Annotated in this window: 18 protein-coding genes; 9 read left to right on the forward strand and 9 right to left on the reverse strand. The window is 57.6% G+C overall.

The genetic code is table 11. The features are described 5' to 3' along the window. The first annotated feature begins 6 nt into the window (after positions 1-6). Entirely contained in the window at positions 7-1,824 is a 1,818-nt protein-coding gene (locus ABNF92_RS03100) for a GspE/PulE family protein (RefSeq protein ID WP_349343404.1), read from the forward strand. A 6-nt stretch (positions 1,825-1,830) separates the two neighbouring features. Here the strand turns inward: ABNF92_RS03100 and ABNF92_RS03105 are convergent, their stop codons facing one another. The 9 genes from ABNF92_RS03105 to smrA form a co-directional block, all read right to left on the reverse strand. Next, positions 1,831-2,886, reverse strand: a complete 1,056-nt coding sequence (locus tag ABNF92_RS03105) for a DUF3080 domain-containing protein (protein ID WP_291907904.1) — start codon at positions 2,884-2,886, stop codon at positions 1,831-1,833. Between the two features lie 36 nt (positions 2,887-2,922). Continuing rightward, entirely contained in the window at positions 2,923-3,615 is a 693-nt protein-coding gene (gene mtnC, locus ABNF92_RS03110) for an acireductone synthase (protein WP_349343405.1), read from the reverse strand. Then, positions 3,612-4,172, reverse strand: a complete 561-nt coding sequence (locus ABNF92_RS03115) for a cupin (RefSeq protein WP_349343406.1) — start codon at positions 4,170-4,172, stop codon at positions 3,612-3,614. The genes mtnC and ABNF92_RS03115 overlap by 4 nt, the downstream gene beginning before the upstream one ends. After that, complete coding sequence (locus ABNF92_RS03120) at positions 4,169-4,795, reverse strand: methylthioribulose 1-phosphate dehydratase (protein ID WP_136629586.1); 627 nt, start codon at positions 4,793-4,795, stop codon at positions 4,169-4,171. The genes ABNF92_RS03115 and ABNF92_RS03120 overlap by 4 nt, the downstream gene beginning before the upstream one ends. Positions 4,796-4,844: 49 nt before the next feature. Continuing rightward, positions 4,845-5,840: an XdhC family protein gene (locus tag ABNF92_RS03125; RefSeq protein WP_349343407.1), complete on the reverse strand. Its 996-nt coding sequence runs from the start codon at positions 5,838-5,840 to the stop codon at positions 4,845-4,847. Continuing rightward, positions 5,833-8,037 carry a molybdopterin cofactor-binding domain-containing protein gene (locus ABNF92_RS03130; RefSeq protein WP_349343408.1) on the reverse strand — a complete coding sequence of 735 codons (2,205 nt, stop codon included), beginning with the start codon at positions 8,035-8,037 and terminating at the stop codon, positions 5,833-5,835. The genes ABNF92_RS03125 and ABNF92_RS03130 overlap by 8 nt, the downstream gene beginning before the upstream one ends. A gap of 1 nt (position 8,038) precedes the next feature. After that, positions 8,039-8,527, reverse strand: a complete 489-nt coding sequence (locus ABNF92_RS03135; RefSeq protein WP_153634720.1) for a (2Fe-2S)-binding protein — start codon at positions 8,525-8,527, stop codon at positions 8,039-8,041. Positions 8,528-8,606: 79 nt separating this feature from the next. Further along, entirely contained in the window at positions 8,607-8,798 is a 192-nt protein-coding gene (locus tag ABNF92_RS03140) for a hypothetical protein (protein ID WP_136629583.1), read from the reverse strand. 63 nt (positions 8,799-8,861) lie between these two features. After that, on the reverse strand, positions 8,862-9,443 hold the full coding sequence (gene smrA, locus ABNF92_RS03145) for a DNA endonuclease SmrA (RefSeq protein ID WP_069184675.1): 582 nt from the start codon (positions 9,441-9,443) through the stop codon (positions 8,862-8,864). Between the two features lie 170 nt (positions 9,444-9,613). Between smrA and ABNF92_RS03150 the strand changes: the two genes are divergently transcribed. From ABNF92_RS03150 to ABNF92_RS03185, 8 genes are all read left to right on the forward strand, one after another. Beyond that, positions 9,614-11,533, forward strand: a complete 1,920-nt coding sequence (locus ABNF92_RS03150) for a putative nucleotidyltransferase substrate binding domain-containing protein (protein WP_069184508.1) — start codon at positions 9,614-9,616, stop codon at positions 11,531-11,533. Positions 11,534-11,549: 16 nt separating this feature from the next. After that, the gene (locus tag ABNF92_RS03155; protein WP_069184507.1) at positions 11,550-12,257 is read left to right on the forward strand and encodes a 3'-5' exonuclease; all 708 of its coding nucleotides are present in this window, start codon (positions 11,550-11,552) and stop codon (positions 12,255-12,257) included. 213 nt (positions 12,258-12,470) lie between these two features. Beyond that, positions 12,471-12,734 carry a DUF4212 domain-containing protein gene (locus ABNF92_RS03160; protein ID WP_069184506.1) on the forward strand — a complete coding sequence of 88 codons (264 nt, stop codon included), beginning with the start codon at positions 12,471-12,473 and terminating at the stop codon, positions 12,732-12,734. A 6-nt stretch (positions 12,735-12,740) separates the two neighbouring features. Then, on the forward strand, positions 12,741-14,507 hold the full coding sequence (locus tag ABNF92_RS03165; protein ID WP_349343409.1) for a sodium:solute symporter family protein: 1,767 nt from the start codon (positions 12,741-12,743) through the stop codon (positions 14,505-14,507). 97 nt (positions 14,508-14,604) lie between these two features. Next, complete coding sequence (locus tag ABNF92_RS03170) at positions 14,605-15,111, forward strand: hypothetical protein (RefSeq protein WP_349343410.1); 507 nt, start codon at positions 14,605-14,607, stop codon at positions 15,109-15,111. A gap of 53 nt (positions 15,112-15,164) precedes the next feature. Next, positions 15,165-18,683 (forward strand): PAS domain-containing hybrid sensor histidine kinase/response regulator, encoded by a 3,519-nt coding sequence (locus ABNF92_RS03175; RefSeq protein WP_349343411.1) that lies wholly within the window; start codon positions 15,165-15,167, stop codon positions 18,681-18,683. Then, complete coding sequence (locus tag ABNF92_RS03180; RefSeq protein WP_349343412.1) at positions 18,680-20,317, forward strand: tetratricopeptide repeat protein; 1,638 nt, start codon at positions 18,680-18,682, stop codon at positions 20,315-20,317. Before ABNF92_RS03175 ends, ABNF92_RS03180 begins: the two co-directional genes overlap by 4 nt. Next, a complete protein-coding gene (locus ABNF92_RS03185; RefSeq protein ID WP_349343413.1) occupies positions 20,314-20,994 on the forward strand; it encodes a HAMP domain-containing sensor histidine kinase in 681 nt (226 codons plus the stop codon). The genes ABNF92_RS03180 and ABNF92_RS03185 overlap by 4 nt, the downstream gene beginning before the upstream one ends. Positions 20,995-21,077 lie beyond the last annotated feature (83 nt).

The raw sequence follows: 21,077 nt of genomic DNA on the forward strand, positions 1-21,077 counted from the left end.
CACTTTATGGCTGAAACAAGCAACTCCGGAACCGTGCCGAGGCCACCCGCGCCGCCCAGAAGCACCCTGACCCTGAGAGATGCTTGCACCGCACTTGTCACCAGCGGGGAAATCAGCCAGGAAGACGCAGAACGGGTACTCTCGGCCAATCTTGGCGCGGCCACCGGCGATGGACAGAAGGGCAAGCGCCATCCACTGGAACTGGTGGCCATTGCCGCACTGACCAGCCAGAAAAGTGGTCGCACACTTGATCTGGACCGGCTGACCCATTGGCTGGCAGATTGGGCCGGGCAACCTTACTACCACATTGATCCTTTGAAGATCGACACGCCTGCCATTGCCCGGGTGATGTCCTATGCCTTTGCCCAACGCCACGGCATTCTGGCGGTGGAGATCGGCGCAGAAGAGGTACTGATCGCCAGCACAGAGCCCTTCAAGAACGACTGGGTCCAAAACCTCCAACAGGCAGTTCGCAAGGATATCCGTCGCGTGGTCGCCAACCCCGAGGATATCCGCCGATATACCGTGGAGTTCTATCAGCTTGCCAACTCCGTCAGCAAGGCCAGTGGCGGCCAGGGCCCCGGTGTGGCAGGTAACCAGAATTTCGAACAGTTACTGGACCTTGGCGCCAGCGAACACCCGGATGCCAATGACCAGCACGTGGTCAAGATCGTCGACTGGCTGCTGCAGTATGCCTTTGACCAGCGCGCCTCAGACATCCACATAGAGCCCCGCCGCACAGTCACCCAGGTGCGGTTTCGGATCGACGGCGTGCTCCACAATGTCTATGAATTCCCAGAGCACGTGGGCGTGGCGGTCACCAGTCGGTTGAAAATTCTCGGTCGCCTGAACGTGGCCGAGAAGCGCCGTCCACAGGACGGTCGCATCAAGACCCGCAAACCCGATAACCGTGAGGTGGAACTTCGTCTGGCCACCATGCCCACCGCCTTTGGCGAAAAGATGGTCATGCGGATCTTTGATCCGGATGTGTTGTTGAAGTCTTACGAGCAACTGGGATTCGGCAAGGAAGACCGCCAGCGCTGGCAGGAAATCACCTCCCGCCCCCACGGTATTGTACTGGTGACCGGGCCAACCGGGTCTGGCAAGACCACAACCCTGTACTCGACCCTGAAACAGATTGCGTCATCCGAGCTCAACGTCTGCACCATCGAGGATCCCATCGAAATGGTGGAGCCGGCGTTCAACCAGATGCAGGTCCAGACCAACATCGACCTCACCTTCGCGGCGGGTGTGCGGGCCCTGCTGCGGCAGGATCCGGATATCATCATGATCGGCGAGATTCGCGATCTGGAAACGGCGGAAATGGCGGTTCAGGCTGCCCTCACCGGCCACCTGGTGCTCTCGACCCTACACACCAACGACGCGCCGAGCGCGATTACCCGGATGATGGAACTGGGTATCCCACCGTACCTGATTCGGGCCACGGTACTGGGTGTGATGGCGCAACGGCTTGCCCGAACCCTCTGCCCCCATTGCAAAGCGCCGGGCCCTGCCGACGAGCAGGCCTGGCAGACCCTGACCCGGCCCTGGAAAGCGCCGGTTCCCAAGCAGTTCTACCAGCCCGTGGGCTGCCTGGAGTGCCGGAACACCGGGTATCTTGGCCGGGCCGGAGTTTATGAAATCATGACGCTCTCAGGCTCTTTACTTCGACAGATCACCGATCGCTGCGAGCTGGAACAGCTCAGGCTGGATGCCTATAAGGAAGGCATGAAATCCCTGCGCCTGAGTGGCGCCCAGAAAGTGGCTGCAGGCCAGACAACGGTGGAGGAAATTCTGAGGGTGACGCCGGAAAGCCAGCGCTGAGCGGGGTCAGGCGCCGGGGCGCAACCCGCACTGGCCCAGCAATTCCTGCCAGGCTCTGGTATGCGCCATCATGGCTACATCCAGTTCCCGCCAGAGACTGCTCTGGGCTCCCTGCGAGAGATGGCGCTGGTACCACGCCGTAAAACTCTCCGGCATGACCTCTTTCTGGACTTTGGCCAGCCGCTCAAACGGCTCAATGAGCGCAGCCCGCCCCTGATTCACGGCGCTCATGTAGGGCTGGATCTTTTCGATATACACACTGAAAAACATGTTCTGCACAATATCTGACTGGTTATTGGACTGACCGTTAAGACACAGGGGCCGACCGTTGATTCTCTGCCTGAGCAATTCCGTGCCATCCTGGAGCCGGGCGGTCAGAAGAAGTGCGCTGTTGATCAACTGGCCGGCGCGGAATTCCGCCTGCCAACGCTGGTGAACGTCGCCGGCAAAATCGAGAGAAACCGCCAGGTCCTCCGAGTACAGACGTAAAACGGCTGCATTCAGGCTGTTGATATCAAGAGCCAGATCAGATACCGGATTGCTCTCCGGCGCTACCGGGTAATAGCCCTTGGCCAGAGTGAACAGCTTCTCGATCTCTTCAACGCCCCAGGTGGCATTCCAGATTGCAATGGGCAGGGATTCCAGCTTGCTGTCGATGGCGCCGGTTAGCTCTTCGGCGAATTCTTCATCCTCTATGTCCGGCAGGCAGTCCCTAGCTGTTTCAATAAACCGGATTTCATAGCGCAAACGGTTCAGAGGCTGCATCACCCGCCCCATCACCGAGGTTTTCTCCCCAACCACGTACTGGAGTTCACATCCGTAAAGCGAAAGAAAGTCGAGCATCCCCATTTCCAGCTCGGGCATGGGCAACACCCGGTCGCGACGGCGGGGAAGCTGGCTTGCGGACGGGATATCAGAAAATTCAGGATCGGTTTCCAGCACCCGGGCGACCCGCTCCACATACTCATCCATCATGGGGCGGGCATCAGAGAAAGGGTCGCAACCGGCAAGAAGCATGGCGAGAACCGGCGCAACGATTCTGCAAAAACCGGTTCCGGGCATCAAATCCTCCTGCTATGGCGTTTTAGGGGCGTTGGCCTAGCGCTTTTGCAGCAGGGTATCCACCTCCGCAAAATCACGCGCAACAAAACGTTCTGTCTCCGGCAGATCTCCCTCGCGAACAAGCCAGGCGGTTTGCATACCGGCTTCCTCGGCTGCCTCAAGTTCGGCCTCCACGTCTGAAAGGAACAGCACCGTGGACGCCTCAACGCCCAATTCAGACAAGATATTGAGGTATGAAGCGGCCTCTTTCTTGCCACCGATACGAGTATCGAAGTAACCGGAGAAGAATGGCGTAAAGTCGCCCTCCGTGGTGAAACCGAAAATCAGCTTCTGGGCCTTGACCGATCCTGAGGAATATACGAACAAACGCAGCCCCCGATCATGCCAGCGCTGCAGGTAATCGGCTGCATCGGCGTAGATATGGCCCTTCAGCTCTCCCTGCTGGTATCCCTGCTCCCAGACCATGCCCTGCAGCGCCTTCAGGGACGTTTCCTTGCGATCCTCTTTGATCCAGGTCTTTAGAACTTCAATCAGGCCATCAATATCCTCACGAGCAATACCTGACGCCTCCGCCACTGCGTCCAGCTGCTCGGACACCGCAGGCGTGTCCTGATGCCGATCGCGGACAAATCCCGGCAGGTGTTCGCTCGCGTAGGGGAAAAGGACATCGTGCACAAACGAGATCGAGCTGGTGGTCCCTTCGATGTCCGTCAGCACAACCCGGATCATTCCGCCGCTCCTGCCAGTGCCTCGTATCGGGGCAACCTGCTGGCGATGTCTTCACCGGTGAAATCGGCGACCCAGCCTTCCGGGTTGGTGAACAGGCGAATACAGGTAAACCCCGGTTCAGGCCCCATATCGAACCAGTGCCGCGTGCCATCTGGCACGCTGATCAGATCGTTTTTCTGGCACAGCACCGCAAACACCTCGTTGCCGAAATGCAGGTAAAACAGGCCCTGGCCACGGACAAAGAAACGGATTTCGTCTTCACTGTGGGTGTGCTCATCCAGGAACTTTTGCCGAAATGCATCTTTCTGCGGATTGTCCGGGTTCAGGCTGATCACATCCGCAGACTGAAAACCACACTCCTTTCTCAGTTTCGACACTTCCTCGCTGTAGGCTTCGAGGATGTCTTCCTGGGATGCATCAGCCGGCAGATCCTTGGTTGGCCACTGCTCGTAGCGCACACCGTGACGGGCAAGAAGTTCCCTTATTCTTTCCGGGTTCTCGGTGACTGTGTGTGCCTTTTCAGGCTGGCTCTGGTCAAAAATACTCAGGGTGGTCATGGGCGAACCCTCATGGTTTCAAGCTCACATTCAAACAGGAATTCAAAGGCCTCGACATGGCGCAGGCAGTCGGCCATGGTTTTACCCCAGGTATACAGGCCATGGCCGCGAATCAGATACCCGGGCTGCTCGGGGTGCTGCCGGAACCATTCCCGGGTCTGCTCCGCCAGCGCGTCGATATCCTGGGTGTTATCAAACACCGGAACGGCCAGTACCGATTCGTGGGTATCGACTCCCGTAAACGCCTTCTGAAGCTCATAGCCCTCCAGTGTCAGCGGATGGCCAGCTTCCAGCAAGCGGCTGAGAACCGTTGCCTTCACCGAGTGCGTGTGAAGGACCGCTCCAACCTCCGGAAACACCTCGTACAACACCGTATGCAAACGGGTCTCTGCCGAGGAGCGACAATCACTCTGCACCGGGCGACCCGCCAGGTCTACGACCATAACATCGCCGGCACCCAGCTGCCCCTTGTGGCGGCCAGAAACGGTTATGGCAATGTGTTCGCCGTCTACGCGGGCGGAATAGTTGCTGCTGGTTGCCGGTGACCAGCCCTGTTGGTACAAAAAGCGGCCGGCCTCAATTATTGCTTCTGCAGCGACTGCGTATCGGGTTACATCAAACACGAGCTCTCTCCCGGGATTCAGAGTGCTTACAACACTCCCATGGCCGCCATTATAGGGACGAAGCGGCGCCCCGCAAATGATGCCTTGCAGAGATCAGATCGGCGACAATGGAGATGGCAATTTCTGCCGGAGTCTTGCTGGGAATATCGACGCCGATGGGCGCTCGCAGTCTTCCCAGTGCAGCTTCATCGAGCCCCAGAGAGGCCAGTCGTTCCCGCCTTGCTTCCGAGGTTTTCCGGGACCCCATGGCGCCAATGTAAAAAGCATTGGAATGAAGGGCCGCCAGCAAGCCCATATCGTCTATGCGAGGATCATGAGCCAGTGCCAGGATGCCTGACCAAGCGTCGCCAAACTCTCTGGAAATCAGATCATCGGGCAGGCGGCGATCCAGAGGAATCTGATCGTAGCTCCAGCCTGAGGCAAACGTTTCCCTGGGCTCGCAAAGGGTTACAGCAAATTCCGCCGCCGTCGCAAATTCCGCAACGTAACGGGCAACCTCGCCAGCGCCAATCAACAACAGCCGGCACTCAGGCTGCAGAACGTGGACAAGCTGCTCGCCGTCAAAGCTAACAGACTTACCAGCCCTGGCCACAGCGCGCTCCAGAGCCACAATACCATTCAGGGGGACGCGGCGGACCACCGGTTCACGATCGCGCAAGGCGCCCGCAAGCGCGTTAACATGATCAAGGCCTGACTGCCCCTGAAGGGGCTCCACAAGAAGCCGGATCCTGCCGCCGCAAGGCAGTTGGAAATGATCCCGGTCATCATCCGTAATGCCGTAATCAACAAAGACGGGATGATCTGGCCCGTCTTCGGCCGTGCGCCGCAACAGGTCCTCCTCCAGACAACCCCCGGAAACCGAGCCGCTCCAGTGGCCGGATTCCGCAATCGCCAGCCAGGAACCAACCGGACGCGGTGAGGACCCCCAGGTCTCGACGATGGTGCACAACCACACCCTCTGCCCCGCCTGCAGCCACTCAGACATCCTGGCAATAACCATCTGACGCCCCGTGGCGACCGAATGAGCGACGCGTGACTCAGACATCGGCTTTCAACGGCAGGCTTCGCTGGCGTTTACCATTCAGTGCGAACAGCGCATTACCCAGGGCCGGAATGACTGGCGGCACGCCCGGCTCACCAACACCGGTCGGCGCCTCGTCGCTATCAACAATATCCACCACCACCTCGGGTCGCTCGTACTGTCTCATCAACGGATAATCGTGGAAGTTGCTCTGCTGGACCTCACCGTTCTGCAGGGTAATTTCCCCGTAGAGCGCTGCCGTCAGACCGAACAGAATGCCACCCTCGATCTGGTCCTCCACGATACGTGGATTCACGACTTGGCCGCAGTCCACCGAACAGGTGACCTTGTAGACCCGAACCGTGCCATTCTCGATTCCGGCTTCCACCACCTGCGCCACATAGGTGCCAAAACTACGGAACAACGCAAGGCCCCGGGCCCGGCCTTCTGCCACAGTGGACTGCCAATTGGCAAGGCGGGCAACCCGATCAAGCACCTCCAGGTGCCGTGGCTCATGGGAAATCAGCCGACGACGAAACTGGTATGGATCTTCTCCGGCCTCGTGGGCCAGTTCGTCCATGAAGGTCTCAACCGCAAAGCCGTTATGGGAATAGCCCACGGACCGCCACCAGCTAATGGGAATGCCGGGGTCGGTGTGGGTATGGCGAATATCAATATTGGCCACCCGGTAGGGGTACTCGATAGCCCCCTCGATCGCGGAGATATCTTTGGGAGTGGCAATGCCCTCGGCCATCAGACCGACGGAGCCAAGAGTGTCGTACATGAACTTCGGCGCCCAGGGATACTGGGCAGGCGCCGCGTTGCGAACATACCAGTCCAGGATCTGTGGTCCAACGATCTGGTGATGCCAGCCCGTCAGCTCGCCACCAGACAGACTGGCTTTCATGCGGTGGAGCATCGCCGGACGATAGAGGTCATGGCGGGTGTCTTCTTCCCGGGACCAGATAACTTTAACCGGCCGCCCGATGCGATAGGCCACGGCCGCCGCTTCCTCTATGTAGTCCTGGGTCAGCCGACGGCCAAAGCCGCCGCCGAGAAAGGTGGTATTGATGGTGACATCGTCGGGCCCGAGATCGGTTACCCTGGCCGCCGCGATCCGTCCGAGGTCCGGCGCCTGAGTAGGTGCCCACACGTCCATCCGGTTTTCGTGATACCAGGCCGTGGCGTTCATGGGCTCCAACGTAGCATGGGCGAGGTAGGGCTGGGCGTACTCGGCTTCCACTACTCGGTCACCCTCCTCCACAGCGCTGGCAAAACTGCCTTCACTGCGCTCGGACTCCCCAGGGTCCTCATCAGCGGCAGAGCGATAGTAATCAAACACATCCTCCGTGGACAAAGACACGGCATCCGAGAGATCCCAATCTATCCGGAGCGCGTCCTGGGCTTTCCGGGCCCGCCAGTACTTGTCGGCAACGACGGCAACGCCGCGCTCGATCTCGAAAACGTCGAGCACACCCGCCATTGCCCGGACCTGATCGCCGTTAAAGCCCAGTAGCCTGCCTCCGCGCCTGGGCGACCTGGTCACCACCCCATAAACCATGTCCGGAAGTTCCACATCAATCCCATACACCGCGGTTCCCGTCGACTTGGCCCGGGCATCCAGCTTGCCCCTTTCCCTGCCGATGTACTTCCATTCGCTTCGTGGTTTCAGGGCAATGTCACCCCGAACCACTTCTTTGGCAGCCAGCTCGACCAACCGGCCATAGGCCATGGAATCGATACCGTTCGGGTGCACCACCCGCCCTTCATTGGCCCGGCAATCGCTAGCTTCAACGTTCCAGACCCGGGCCGCGGCCATAACCAGCATCTGCCGGGCTTCAGCCCCCGCCATTCGCAAGGGCTCCCAACTGGTTGCAACACTGGTGCTACCGCCGGTGAGCTGAAGTTTGTACAAAGGATTTCGATACTCGGGCGCCACCGGGGCGAAGCGGGGTTTAATCCGCTCTGGCTGGATTTCCAGCTCCTCGGCAATAAGCGTCGTCAACCCGGTGTAGGTGCCCTGACCCATTTCTACCCGGGCCAGGGTGAAGAAAACCTCGTCATCAGTGGTCAATTCGAGCCAGGCATCGGGCCGCCATTCACCGGTATCCGGCTCGTAGCCGGTCTGGATTCCGGCACAGCCCGGCAACGTCAGTGAAACCATCAGACTGCCGGAGGCACCGGCACTGACCTTGAGGAAATTCCGTCGGTTCATCGCCATGTTACGCGCCCCCTTTCTGAGAGCCGCCTGAAGACTCAGAGCCAGCGACGGATTCTACGGCCGCAATAATCCGCGAGTAGGTCCCGCATCGGCAAAGGTTGCCCGTCATGGCGGCGACGATTTCGTCCCGTGAGGGGGTGGAGTTGTTCGCCAGCAAGTGAGCTGCACTCATAATCTGGCCGGACTGGCAGTAACCGCACTGGGGAACACCGTGTTCTATCCAGGCCTCCTGAAGGGCATGAAGCCGATCGCCATCAGTCAGCCCTTCGATCGTGACGACCTCGCCGCCGGCAGCCATTTCAACGGGCGTGGAGCAGGAGCGTACAGGCTGCCCGTTCAGGTGCACCGTGCATGCGCCGCAAAGGCCGGCACCGCAACCGAATTTAGTGCCCTTGAGCCCCAGCTCATCACGCAATACCCACAAAAGCGGCGTATCGCCCTCAATGTTCAGCGACCGCTCGTCGCCGTTAACTGTCAGGCTCACGGCCATCCCAACTCTCTCCTTTGTATTTCCGGTCTTGTTGCCCGGTTTTATTGTTGTGCCCCGGCCTGCGGCAGATGCTCAGGGTTTATTTGACGATTTCCTCGCCATCCTTGTTAACCCAGATCTTGCGTTCACCAGATTCCATCTTGCCGTTGGAGTTCCAGACTTCGCGATCCGTAGTGGCTTCTTCAACTTTACCGTTGTCGTTCCAGATCACTCGATCCTTGCAACCCGCCAGCGCCAGCACGGCCAATACAGCTACTGCAACTTTTTTCACGACGATAACCTCCGCTCAGCCGCCATGGCGGCTCTGATTTAAGGGTGTCTGGGATCGGAGCCGCTAACGGCTTCCGTGGATTTCACGATTATGCTGCTTGTCCCGGTCACTTTTTCGCACCATGACATAAACCGCACCGGTACCACCATGGTGTTTTTGGGCCGAATGAAACGCCAGGACATCGTCCAGCTCCGGTAGCCACTTGGCGAGGTAGCTCTTGAGTTGGGCAATTCCATCGGGATTGCGCTCGCCCTTGCCATGCAGAATGATGACCGAACGCAATCCGTAGCGGACACAATCGCCAATAAACCTGAAAACTTCACGCCGGGACTGCTCAACGGTCATCCGGTGCAGATCGAGGCGCGCCTCGATCGGATACTGCCCGAGCCTGAGCTTGCGGAACACGCCGTGCTGAACGCCCGGCCGCTGCCAGCTCAATACATCGTGAGCCGTGAGCGGTTCCACCATGTCGGATGTCAACGGGTTGGTATCCCGCAACGGTTTCTCCACGGCCGCCCTCTGGCGCTCCAGATGGCCGGGCGTCAGTTCACGGGGCGTTGTTACCTCTGCCCGGTTGGGCTTAGGGATACGCCGGACGTCTTTCATTTCCTCGAGGAAGCTGAGGCGCTCTTCTTTGGTTGTCATGGCATTACAGTTAATAACCAGTTTCAGATACTGACTTTACCACCCGGGTCAGTGGCCTTAAAGAAAACTGATCTATGTCAGGCTTCCTGCGACCAAAATCGTAAGGCGACGAACGCTTTGGCTACACTACACTTCAGACGGACAATAATAACCAGCGAGTGACGACGGACATGGCCTCAGCGAACCCGGAAAATGATCGCCCCCAGAACATCCGAGCAATAATGACGTTTCTGCGGGAACATGCGCCCTTTTCCAGCATGGATGATGCGCATCTGGCGCATTTCGCCGAGAATGCCTCCATTCAGTTTTACGCCGATGGCGACGTTGTCCTCTCTCCGGACCATGACGTCGTAAAACGATTCTACGTAGTCAAACAAGGGCGGATTCGTGGCGAGCGCCACAACGATAAGGAAGACCGCACCGAAACGACCTTCGAAATCAGCCAGGGTGAGTGTTTTCCTCTGGCCGCCATGATCGGCGAGCGGCCAACCAGAACCCTGCACCGGGCATCGGGCGATACCTTCTGCCTCAGTATCGGGCAGGCGGCCTTCGTTACCCTGTTTTCTGAAAGTGAACCCTTTAGGGATTTCTGCCTGCGAGGCGTCAGTAGCCTGCTTGATCAGGTGAACCGGCGCATCCAGTCGAGCGCCATGGCTTCGATGGGTTCCAGTACCTCCCTGGACACCCCGCTGGAACGTTATGCATTGCGAAATCCCATTGTGTGCTCGCCGGACCTTCCAGTGCGCAAGGCCGTGGCGCGTATGCACGAGAACAATGTCGGCAGCATTATCATTACCGATGAAAACCGCATCCCGACCGGCATTTTCACACTGCGGGACCTTCGGACCATGATCGCCGAGGGCACCGGCCCGCTGGACACACCCATCCAACAGGTCATGACCAAGGATCCCTGCTGCCTGCCCTCCCATGCGGATGCATTCGAGGCTGCCATGCTGATGGCGGAGCACCATTTTGCCCATTTGTGTGTCATCGACGACGACCACAAGCTGATTGGCGTAGTTTCGGAACGGGACCTGTTCTCCCTGCAGCGGGTGGATCTGGTTAACCTTGCCCGCACCATCGGCACTGCCACCCACCTTCGTACCCTGGTGAGCCTGCGAGCGGACGTCTCCCGCCTGGTGGATGCCATGCTTGCCCACGGCGCTGACTCCGGGCAAGTGGTCAAGATCATCACGACACTCAACGATGTTACTGTCCGTCGGGTCCTGGAACTGAACATCAAGAAACACGACCCCGGCATTCCCTTTACCTGGCTGACATTCGGCAGCGAGGGTCGACAGGAGCAGACTCTGTTGACGGACCAGGACAATGGCATCCTGTTCCAGACGCCCGAAGGCATGTCCGAAGAACAGGTCCGGGAGAAGCTGCTGCCGTTTGCCCGGAGGGTTAACGACGAACTGGCTGAGTGCGGCTTCACCTTGTGCAAAGGCAACATCATGGCCAGCAATCCGAAACTGTGCCTCAGCGACAGGGAATGGGACGAATGGTTTATCCGCTTTATTGACGCATCCACGCCCCAGAACCTGGTTTATTCCTCGATTTTCCTGGATATGAGGGCCATCTACGGGCCGACAGAGCCTCTGGATGCCCTTCTGGAGAAGGTTCTTGCACGGATCCGGAAAAACGCCCTGTTCCAGAAAATGCTTGCCGGCAACGCCTTCCAGCGCAAGCCACCGCTGACCATGTTCCGCAACTTCCGCTACCTGTCGGATGAAGGCAACAAGCATTCACTGGACCTTAAACGCCAGGGCCTGGCGCCATTTGTTGAAGCTGTTCGCGTCTTTGCCCTGGCGAATGGCGTTGAGACGGCAAACACCCTGGAACGAATGGATGAGCTGGCCAAAAAAGGCATCTTCGACCCGAAAGATGCCAACGCCTGGAAAGAAGCCTATAGCCTGATCCAGGCGATCCGGATGCGGGCGCACCAGGAAATGCTGGCAAAGGACCAGGAGCTGACCAACTATATTGATCCCGACGATCTGAACCCGCTCGACCGCCGGATCCTGCGGGAATCCTTCAGGCAGGCTCAGCGGTTGCAGCAGAAGCTCGAAGTGACCTACCAACTCTGACCTTCAGGCGCGAGACATGCTGGAACAAATAAAACAATGGATTGAGCATCGGCGGGGCGGGAAGATCGGCAGCCACGATCCCGGCAATCTGCCCCACGCGAAAACACCGGGAGAACAGCTCCTCACGGATTGCCGTCTGATTGTGCTCGATCTGGAAACCACGGGGCTGAATGCCGCCAAGGATGAAGTCATTGCTATCGGAGCGGTAGCTATCAGGGGCGGCATCATCCACCTCGGCGACCAGTTCGACCTGATCCTCAGGCGGCCAGAGCTCGACATCAGGGAAACGGTGCTTATTCACGGAATCGGGCCGGAAGCTCTGACCCAGGGGCACGAAATCGAGGACGCCCTGCTTTACCTTCTCGAGTGGATGAATGGCGACCCGATTCTGGCCTACCACTCGGCGTTCGACCAGAAATTTCTGGAGAAGACATTGAAGGCTCAGCTGGGATACACCCAGCCCCACACCTGGATGGATGTCGCGGACTTGATGCCTGCGTTTTTTCCCAACACGAAAACCGGGGGCAAGGGGCTCGACAATTGGGCGGATTATTTCGGCCTTGAAGTCAGCGAACGACACCACGCTGCCTCGGACGCTCTTGCCACCGCCGAGCTCACCCTGATAGCCCTGAATAAGGCCCGCACCGAGGGCGTAAAAACCCTGAAGGGATTGCACGACAAGCTTCATTACCATCGGCGTCTGCAAAACATGCATCGTTACTGAATGGATGCTGGCCCAGACGTCTCGAAAATAGACGGACGTCACGCCAAATTACTGAGAATTAGACCTTTTGCCAATATCTATAAATCGCTTGACCAGTAAAGTCAGTAGGGACAACTAGTCGGAGAAGTACTTATATGAATAATAAATTCTCTAACAGAAGTGCCTCACCAAAAACCCACCCAACCTCCACAACAACAACACAGGAGTGATCCTATGTCAGGTCATAGCTACGACGCTGAAGCCTACTGGAAGGCGAATCTACGCCTGATATTCGGGAGCCTGATCGTCTGGGCCCTGGTATCTTACGGCTTTGCAATTCTGCTCCGTCCAATGCTCGCGGGCATTCCGATTGGTGGTACCGATCTGGGCTTCTGGTTCGCCCAGCAAGGTTCCATCCTCACGTTCATCGCTCTGATCTTCCACTACGCGTGGCGCATGAACAAGATCGATGAAAAATTCGGCGTGCACGAGGAGTAAGAACGAATGAGTCAATTTGCCATTAACATCATGTTTGTAGGGGGCTCCTTCCTCCTCTACATCGCTATCGCTATCTGGGCCAAGGCCGGAAGCACGAGTGACTTCTACGTTGCCGGTGGCGGCGTTCACCCGATCACCAACGGCGCAGCAATCGGCGCCGACTGGATGTCCGCGGCATCGTTTATCTCCATGGCAGGTCTGATCGCTGCCGGTGGCTACGCCAACTCCACCTTCCTCATGGGCTGGACTGGCGGTTACGTTCTGCTGGCGATGCTGCTGGCTCCGTACCTGCGGAAGTTCGGCAAGTTCACGGTGCCCGAGTTCATCGGTGACCGCTTCTACAGCAAGAACGCCCGCCTGGTGGCGGTTATCTGTCTGATCGTAGCGTCTGTAACCTACGTTATCGGCCAGATGGCTGGTGCCGGTGTTGCCTTCTCCCGCTTCCTCGAAGTGGACTCCACCGTAGGTCTGATGATCGCGGCAGTGGTGGTATTCGTCTACGCGGTAATGGGCGGCATGAAGGGCATCACCTACACCCAGGTGGCCCAGTACTGCGTACTGATCATTGCCTACACCATTCCTGCGGTGTTCATCTCCCTGCAACTGACTGGCAATCCGCTTCCCCCGCTGGGTCTGTTCTCGACTCACGTGGATTCCGGCATGCCGATCCTCGACAAGCTGAACCAGGTTATCACTGACCTCGGCTTCAACGAGTACACCGCCGATATCGACAACAAGCTGAACATGGTTCTGTTCACCCTGTCGCTGATGATCGGTACTGCAGGTCTGCCCCACGTTATCATCCGCTTCTTCACCGTACCGAAGGTGGCTGACGCGCGCTGGTCTGCCGGCTGGGCCCTGGTATTCATCGCCCTGCTGTACCTGACTGCACCTGCTGTTGCTTCCATGGCTCGTCTGAACCTGATGACCACCATCTATCCGGACGGCACCGCAGCGGAGCCAATCCAGTACGACGAGCGTCCAAACTGGATCAAGGAATGGGAAATCACGGGTCTTATCCAGTTCACCGACAAGAACGAAGATGGTCGTATCCAGCTTTACAACGACAGCGAAGCCTTCGCGCCTACGGCTGAAGCCCGCGGCTGGAACGGCAACGAGCTCGTCGTTAACCGGGATATCCTGGTACTGGCCAACCCGGAAATCGCCAACCTGCCCGGCTGGGTCATCGGTCTAATCGCAGCAGGTGGTCTGGCAGCAGCACTGTCCACAGCGGCCGGTCTGTTGCTCGCGATTTCCTCGGCGGTCAGTCACGACCTGATCAAAGGTTCCATTAACCCGGCGATCACGGAGAAAGGCGAGCTGTTGGCGGCGCGGATATCCATGGCGGTCGCAATCGTTGTTGCCACCTACCTTGGGGCCAACCCTCCAGGCTTTGCGGCGCAGGTGGTTGCACTTGCATTCGGCATCGCGGCAGCTTCCCTGTTCCCGGCGCTGATGATGGGTATCTTCTCCAAGCGCGTGAACAACAAAGGCGCCATCGCTGGCATGCTGACCGGTCTGGCCTTCACTCTTGTGTACATCTTCGTTTACAAGGGCTGGCTGTTCATCCCGGGCACCAACAACCTGCCAGACACCCCGGAAAACTGGGTGCTGGGCATCTCCCCGCTGTCTATCGGCGCGGTTGGTGCAATCGTCAACTTTGCGGTAGCCTTCATTGTATCCAACGCAACTGAAGAACCGCCCGTTGAGATTCAGGAGCTGGTTGAAAGCGTCCGTTACCCGCGTGGTGCCGGTCAAGCTCAAGACCACTAAGCAACATCTCAACCTGATACGTTCAATGAACTGACAGGTTGGTACTGAACGGGCTTCCTCAATGAGGGAGCCCGTTCTTTTTTGAGGAAGTCATTATATGTTCTGGACATTTGTCGCCACCGTATTTTGTGGCCTTGGCGCTGCCGGTATCGCTCTTGGTATTCGTGCCGCCACTCGAAATAAAGCCCCGAAGTGGATCATCCCGGTGTTTGCCGGAGCGGGCATGCTGGGCTATCTCATCTATATGGAATACACCTGGTTTGACCAGAAGCAGGTCCGCCTGCCGGAAGAGGCGGTAATCGTGAATACCGAAACAGACGGCATCCTGTGGCGCCCCTGGACGTTCGTCTTCCCCTATGTCACCGCATTCTCGACAGTCGACACCAAAAGCATCAGTCGTGACACGAACAGCGAGGACATTGTTCGGTTTACCCTCTATCGTTTCGAGCAGAAAATGACGGACGCCGTTTCCCATCGCATCCACATCATCAACTGTGCGACCCGAGAGCTGGTGCCACTGGGCTCTGACGGAAGTCCCCGAGTGGACAACCTGAAGCTGCTTGAACCCGGAGACACCCTGTATAAAACCGTGTGCGCAAAGTGATACCTCGTTAGCGTGATGCTTCAAACTGCTGATACTGTCGGGAACGTGTGACCATGATTAGTGCCTGGCTGCTGGTCCTTATTTCCATCACCTACATATCGATCCTGTTCGTGATCGCCTGGGCCGGTGACAAGCATCCCGGCCTCTACCGCAGGCGACTGGCACGCACCCACATATACGCACTGTCCCTGGCTGTCTACTTCACCTCCTGGACCTTCTATGGCGCCGTGGGCCGTGCCACCCAGGAGGGGCTCGGGTTTCTGCCCATCTACCTGGGCCCGCTGTTGGTCTTTGTTTTCGGCGCGCCACTGCTGCGCCGTATTATCTATATCAGCAAGCGCAACAACAGCACCTCCATCGCGGACTTCATTGCCTCCCGATACGGCAAATCCCAGCTACTGGCTGCGATGATTGCGACATTCGCCTTGATCGGCAGTGTTCCGTACATTGCACTGCAGCTCAAAGCCATTGCCATGGGTTTCAACGTGCTCTCGGAAACCGGCACCGGCTATGAAGAACTGAGCACTGCGGCCTGGAACGATTCCGCCTGGTACATCACGCTCGCCCTGGCGGTATTCACCGTTCTATTTGGCACCCGGCACCTGGAGTCCACCGAGCATCACCGGGGCATGATCCAGGCCGTGGCCTTTGAATCATTGATCAAACTCGTGGCCTTCGTCGCCGTCGGCCTGTTCGTTGGCTACGGTCTGTATGGCGGATTCGGAGACCTGTTTGACCGGGTGAGGGACGCAGACCTGATCGGCACCCTGACCACCGACGGCATTGAAGCGCCAGCTTTTATAACCCAGACGCTCATTGCCATGCTCGCCATCATCTGCCTGCCCCGGCAGTTTCATGTCATGGTCGTCGAAAATACCGACCATCGGGATTTCGAAATTGCACGCTGGGCCATGCCCATCTACCTGATCGTAGCCAGCGCATTTGTACTCCCTATTGCAGCAGCCGGACTGTTGTCGCCCGAGGCCTCAGCCGGCAACCCTGACGTTCTGATACTGCAGCTGCCGATCATGGCCGGCGAGGAATGGCTGGCGATACTCGCGTTCCTCGGTGGTGGCTCGGCCGCAGCAGCCATGGTTATCGTATGCTCCGTGGCCATCGCCACCATGGTCAGCAACGAGATCATCATGCCGGCGCTGCTTAAGTTTTTCCGGCCAGGCATGAACCGACGGACGGATCTCAGTTACCTGCTGTTGAGTATCAGACGTGTCGCTATTTTCGTGGTGTTGCTCACAGCCTATGGTTTTTACCGGATGGCTGGTGAAGACTACAGCCTGACAGCCTTCGGCCTGCTCTCGTTTGCTGCGGCAGCACAATTCGGGCCTGCCTTGGTGGGCGGTATTATCTGGCGCCGGGGCAATTATATGGGGGCCGTTTGGGGCCTGGGCCTCGGCTTCCTGATGTGGTGCTACACCCTGCTACTGCCGGCGCTCGCCACCACGGGATGGGTCAACGACACCCTGGTTCAGCAGGGAATCCTGGGGTTGAACTGGACTCGGCCTACTGCACTGTTCGGGTCCGAGCTGGACCAGACAAGCCACGGCATTATCTGGAGTTTGGGGATCAACACGGTCGTGTACATCGTCCTCTCAATGCTCACTCGCCAGCGTGTCCGCGAAAAAATCCAGATTGCTTCTTTCTTTCACGATCCACAGCCCAAGGCCGAAACGGCCCAACACCAGAGCTGGCAGGGTGAGATACTGACGTCCGACCTGCAGGCCCTTACGGACCGGTTCATGGGTGAAGAGCGCTCAGAAACCATTTTCCGGAATTACGAGCGCCGCAATGCCATTCGACTGCACCCACACCGCCCGGCGTCCGCCCATCTGATGAAATACATCGAGCGCCAGTTGGCTTCGGTGATTGGCGCCTCTACGGCCAGAGTGGTCCTGGAATCTACCCTCACCGGCCGGGACATGCAGATCGAGGACGTTGTCAGCATTGTCGATGAAGCGTCCCAGGCCATGACTTTCAGCCGCGAGCTGCTGCAGTCGGCCATTGAGAACATTAGCCTGGGCGTGTCAGTGGTGAACCATCAGCAGCAACTGGTGGTCTGGAACCATCGTTACCTGGAGCTGTTTACCTATCCGAAAGGCTTCGTCAGGGTCGGACGCCCAGTCGAAGATCTGATGCGTTACAACCTGACCAACGCCAACCTCTCTGCCCGCAGGATTGATGAAATCGTGGCTGACCGCTGCACCAGCATGCGCGAGGGTCGGCCAATGTCCTATGAGCGCCAGAGGCCCGATGGAACCGTTTTGCGTATTGATGGCAGTCCGATCCCCGGCGGTGGCTATGTCACGACCTTCCAGGATATTACCGCCATGCGTCGAACCGAGCAGGCCCTGAAGGAAACGAACATTTACCTGGAACAGCGGGTAAAGGAACGCACCCAGGAGCTCCAGGTCATCAATGAGCAGATGCTGAAAGCCAAATCGGTGGCCGAGCAGGCGAACCAGAGCAAGACGCGCTTCCTGGCTTCGGCCAGCCACGACCTGCTCCAGCCCCTGAACGCAGCCAGACTGTTTACCTCCGCCCTCGCCGGGAAAGCAGATGACGGTGAGATGAAAGATCTGGTAGACCACATCGACAGTTCCCTGGGGGCCGCCGAAGAAATCATCAGCACCCTGCTGGATATTTCCAAGCTGGATGCAGGGGCCCTGGAGCCAAACATCGGGGTCTTCCCCGTCAACGACATCATGCGCCATCTGGCAACCGATTTTTCCGCCATCGCCAAGGACCAGAACCTGGAGCTGCACGTTGTACCCAGCACGGTATGGATCCGATCGGATGCCAAACTCCTGCGTCGCGTGGTCCAGAATTTCCTTTCCAATGCCATACGCTACACACCAGAAGGCAAGATCCTCCTGGGATGCCGTCGCCTCAAAGGCTATATCCGGATAGAGGTCTGGGACACCGGTCCTGGCATACCCGAGGATCAACTGACCCATATCTTCGAGGAGTTCCGTCGGTTTCAGCATGGCCGGGACAAAAAAGGCCTGGGCCTTGGTCTTGCGATCGTCGATCGCATCAGCGGTATGCTGAACCACCCGGTCAGCGTCCATTCTGTCCAGGGTCGCGGTAGCGTCTTTGGGATAACGGTACCAACAGCCGCGCCCGAGCAGAACGAAGCCGCCACTGCCAAGCCCGCTACGGGCTCCCGGAGAGTATCAAACCTCGGGGGACTGCATTTCCTGTGTATCGATAACGACCCGGCCATACTGCAGGGAATGGTGGCGCTACTGGGCAATTGGAAGTGTGATGTGACCGCGGCCGAAAGTCTGGAAGATGCCATGGCAAAACTGGAAGGGGAAAGCCCGGATATTATACTTGCCGATTATCAACTGGACGAAAACAAGAATGGCCTCGACGCCATGGACAGCATTCGTGGTGCGTTGAACGCGGACATCCCTGGAATACTCATCACCGGCTATATGGCGCCTGAAGTGCGGGAAGATGCCATAGACCGGGGTTACCAGATTCTTTACAAACCGGTGAAACCTGCTGCACTGAGGGCACTGGTTAACAAGCTACTCAAACAGAAGCGCTCATGACCGATTCCAAAGCTGACTTCAACCCGTTCGGCAAGCTCACCTATCTGGTTATTGATGACTTCGAGAATTTCCGGTTGTCCATGCGCCAGATGCTTCGCAGCTGCGGTGCCGACAAAATTGAGCTGGTAGCCCATGCCAATCAGGCGATTCAGTACTGTACCTACAATCACGTAGATGTCGTGTTGTGTGACTTTAATCTTGGCGAAGGCAAGAATGGCCAGCACATACTGGAGGAGCTTCGGCATAAAAAACTACTCAAGCGCTCTTCTCTCTTTCTGATGGTGACTGCCGAAACATCCAAGGAAATGGTCATGGGAGCGAGGGAATATCAACCCGACGCTTACCTCACCAAACCGATCAATCGGGCCGTACTGGAGAAGCGCCTGGGAGCCCTGATCAGCCAGCGCAACATCCTCCTACCCATTAACCGGGAAATCGACCGGGAGAACTATCCGGAGGCTATTTCACTCTGCCTCCAGGCACTGCCCCGGCAGCCTCGTTACAAGACCTGGCTGATGAAAACCCTGGGCGACTTGTATTTCCAACTGGGCGACCAGGCTCACGCACTCAAGATCTACGATGACGTCCTGGCACAACGTGAGCTTTCCTGGGCAAAGCTCGGGCGGTGCAAGGTTCTGCTTGCTAAACGAAGTCTCGACGAGGCGGTAGACGGCCTCAGAGACCTTCTGGCAAAGCATCCGGACTACATGGAGGCGTATGACCTGCTCGCAGAGGGGCTGGAACGACAGGGGCGTCCTACACAGGCACAGCAAGTGCTCGAAAAAGCCGCCGAGCATTCCCCCAATGCGCTGCTTCGGCAGAAGCATCTTGCCGAACTGGCAGGTTCAAACCAGGACATGGACACGGCTTCAGATGCATGGCGTCGAACCGTTGAACTGGGGACCTACTCGATACATGACAACTCCGAACACTACCTTGCACTGGGCCAGACACTGTCGGACCTGAGTGAAGGCGACCTCGACGAGGATGGTGCGGAAAAGGCCAAAGAAGCGCTGGCGGTACTCAAAAAAATGGAAAAGCGATTCGATGGCGAGGAAGGTATCGGTCTACGCAGCCGCATCGTACAGTGCCGGATTTACGCAGGCCAGGGACAGGATCGACAGGCTGCGAAGATTCTTGAGAGTATCAGGCCGGAGCTCCAGGATACCACCGTTCTGGATGCCAGAACGGGGCTTGATTACGCCAAAACCCTGTTTCGCCTGGGGCATGAATCCGATGCGAAACAGTTGCTGGCCGAGATGTCCGAACGCTTCAGCAACGATCCTGAAACTCTCCAGAAGATTGAAAGCCTGCTGGATGAACCCGTGGGATTCCGCCAGAAGATCAAGGCCAGAGCCCTGAACCGGGATGGCATCAAAGCCTTCGAATCCGGAAACCTGCAAGAAGCAGCAGAAACGTTTTCAAAGGCTCTGGAGATCGTGCCTGATCACGCAGCCCTGAACCTTAACCTGGTTCAGGTACTGATGAAGGAACACGACAATAACCCGACCAGCACTGAGCTCCTCAAGCGCTGTCAGTCCTGCCTTGATCGGTTATCAGGACTACCCGAGCAACATCGCCAACATAGGCGTTATATCGCCTTAAAACGCAAGCTGAAGGGACTGATGGAATGAACGACCAGAATATCGATTTTTCAATGGTACTCGCCTCAGCCGTTCACGATATGAAGAACTCGCTAGGCATGCTCCTGAACTCCCTGGACGAACTTCGCACCGAACACGAGGAAAACCTGGGGGAATCTGCACGTTTCAATACTCTTCAGTACGAAGCCGAAAGGATGCACAACGATCTGGTGCAACTTCTCGGCATCTACCGCCTTGGCGAGAACAACCTCTCCGCGCACATTGAGGAACACTTTGTGCCGGATTTCCTGACCGAACACCTGGCACGACACACACCTCTGCTTAAGGGCCTCGGCATTGATGTTTCGATAGAGGCTGAAGACATAAACGGCTTTTTCGACGAGGACCTTCTGACCGGCGTGTTAAATAACACCATTAACAACGCTATACGCTACACGCGAAGCAAAATCCTGCTTACAGCTGGTGAAAGAGATAGATATCTGGTGATTGGTGTTGAAGACGACGGGAAAGGCTATCCGGAGAGTATGCAACATACCGGAACCCTGAACTTCAAATCGCTTGATTTCAAAAGTGGCAGCACCAGCCTTGGGCTGTTTTTCGCCTCCTCCGTCGCCAAACTGCACAGTGAGGGAGAGAGAAGTGGGTCTATAAAGCTCCACAACGGTGGGAGCCTGGGTGGTGGGGTGTTTGAGATTTGGTTGCCTTGATTTTGCTTTGTCGGGATCTTTTCCCATACCGCAGGCAGCGCGTTGCGCTGCAACGATGACCCGGGCCACCCCGAGACGGGGTG

The sequence above is a fragment of the Marinobacter sp. MMG032 genome (assembly GCF_040112695.1).
Taxonomy (GTDB): Bacteria; Pseudomonadota; Gammaproteobacteria; order Pseudomonadales; family Oleiphilaceae; genus Marinobacter; species Marinobacter salsuginis.

What these genes read in the sequence shown, in the direction of transcription:
- ABNF92_RS03175 (WP_349343411.1), top strand. Translation starts at nt 15,165, where the DNA reads ATGATTAGTGCCTGGCTGCTGGTCCTTATTTCCATCACCTACATATCG.
- ABNF92_RS03130 (WP_349343408.1), bottom strand. Translation starts at nt 8,037, where the DNA reads ATGGCGATGAACCGACGGAATTTCCTCAAGGTCAGTGCCGGTGCCTCC.
- ABNF92_RS03150 (WP_069184508.1), top strand. Translation starts at nt 9,614, where the DNA reads ATGGCCTCAGCGAACCCGGAAAATGATCGCCCCCAGAACATCCGAGCA.
- ABNF92_RS03155 (WP_069184507.1), top strand. Translation starts at nt 11,550, where the DNA reads ATGCTGGAACAAATAAAACAATGGATTGAGCATCGGCGGGGCGGGAAG.
- ABNF92_RS03170 (WP_349343410.1), top strand. Translation starts at nt 14,605, where the DNA reads ATGTTCTGGACATTTGTCGCCACCGTATTTTGTGGCCTTGGCGCTGCC.
- ABNF92_RS03165 (WP_349343409.1), top strand. Translation starts at nt 12,741, where the DNA reads ATGAGTCAATTTGCCATTAACATCATGTTTGTAGGGGGCTCCTTCCTC.
- mtnC (WP_349343405.1), bottom strand. Translation starts at nt 3,615, where the DNA reads ATGATCCGGGTTGTGCTGACGGACATCGAAGGGACCACCAGCTCGATC.
- ABNF92_RS03180 (WP_349343412.1), top strand. Translation starts at nt 18,680, where the DNA reads ATGACCGATTCCAAAGCTGACTTCAACCCGTTCGGCAAGCTCACCTAT.
- ABNF92_RS03135 (WP_153634720.1), bottom strand. Translation starts at nt 8,527, where the DNA reads ATGGCCGTGAGCCTGACAGTTAACGGCGACGAGCGGTCGCTGAACATT.
- ABNF92_RS03115 (WP_349343406.1), bottom strand. Translation starts at nt 4,172, where the DNA reads ATGACCACCCTGAGTATTTTTGACCAGAGCCAGCCTGAAAAGGCACAC.
- ABNF92_RS03100 (WP_349343404.1), top strand. Translation starts at nt 7, where the DNA reads ATGGCTGAAACAAGCAACTCCGGAACCGTGCCGAGGCCACCCGCGCCG.
- ABNF92_RS03105 (WP_291907904.1), bottom strand. Translation starts at nt 2,886, where the DNA reads ATGCCCGGAACCGGTTTTTGCAGAATCGTTGCGCCGGTTCTCGCCATG.
- ABNF92_RS03160 (WP_069184506.1), top strand. Translation starts at nt 12,471, where the DNA reads ATGTCAGGTCATAGCTACGACGCTGAAGCCTACTGGAAGGCGAATCTA.
- ABNF92_RS03125 (WP_349343407.1), bottom strand. Translation starts at nt 5,840, where the DNA reads ATGTCTGAGTCACGCGTCGCTCATTCGGTCGCCACGGGGCGTCAGATG.
- ABNF92_RS03185 (WP_349343413.1), top strand. Translation starts at nt 20,314, where the DNA reads ATGAACGACCAGAATATCGATTTTTCAATGGTACTCGCCTCAGCCGTT.
- smrA (WP_069184675.1), bottom strand. Translation starts at nt 9,443, where the DNA reads ATGACAACCAAAGAAGAGCGCCTCAGCTTCCTCGAGGAAATGAAAGAC.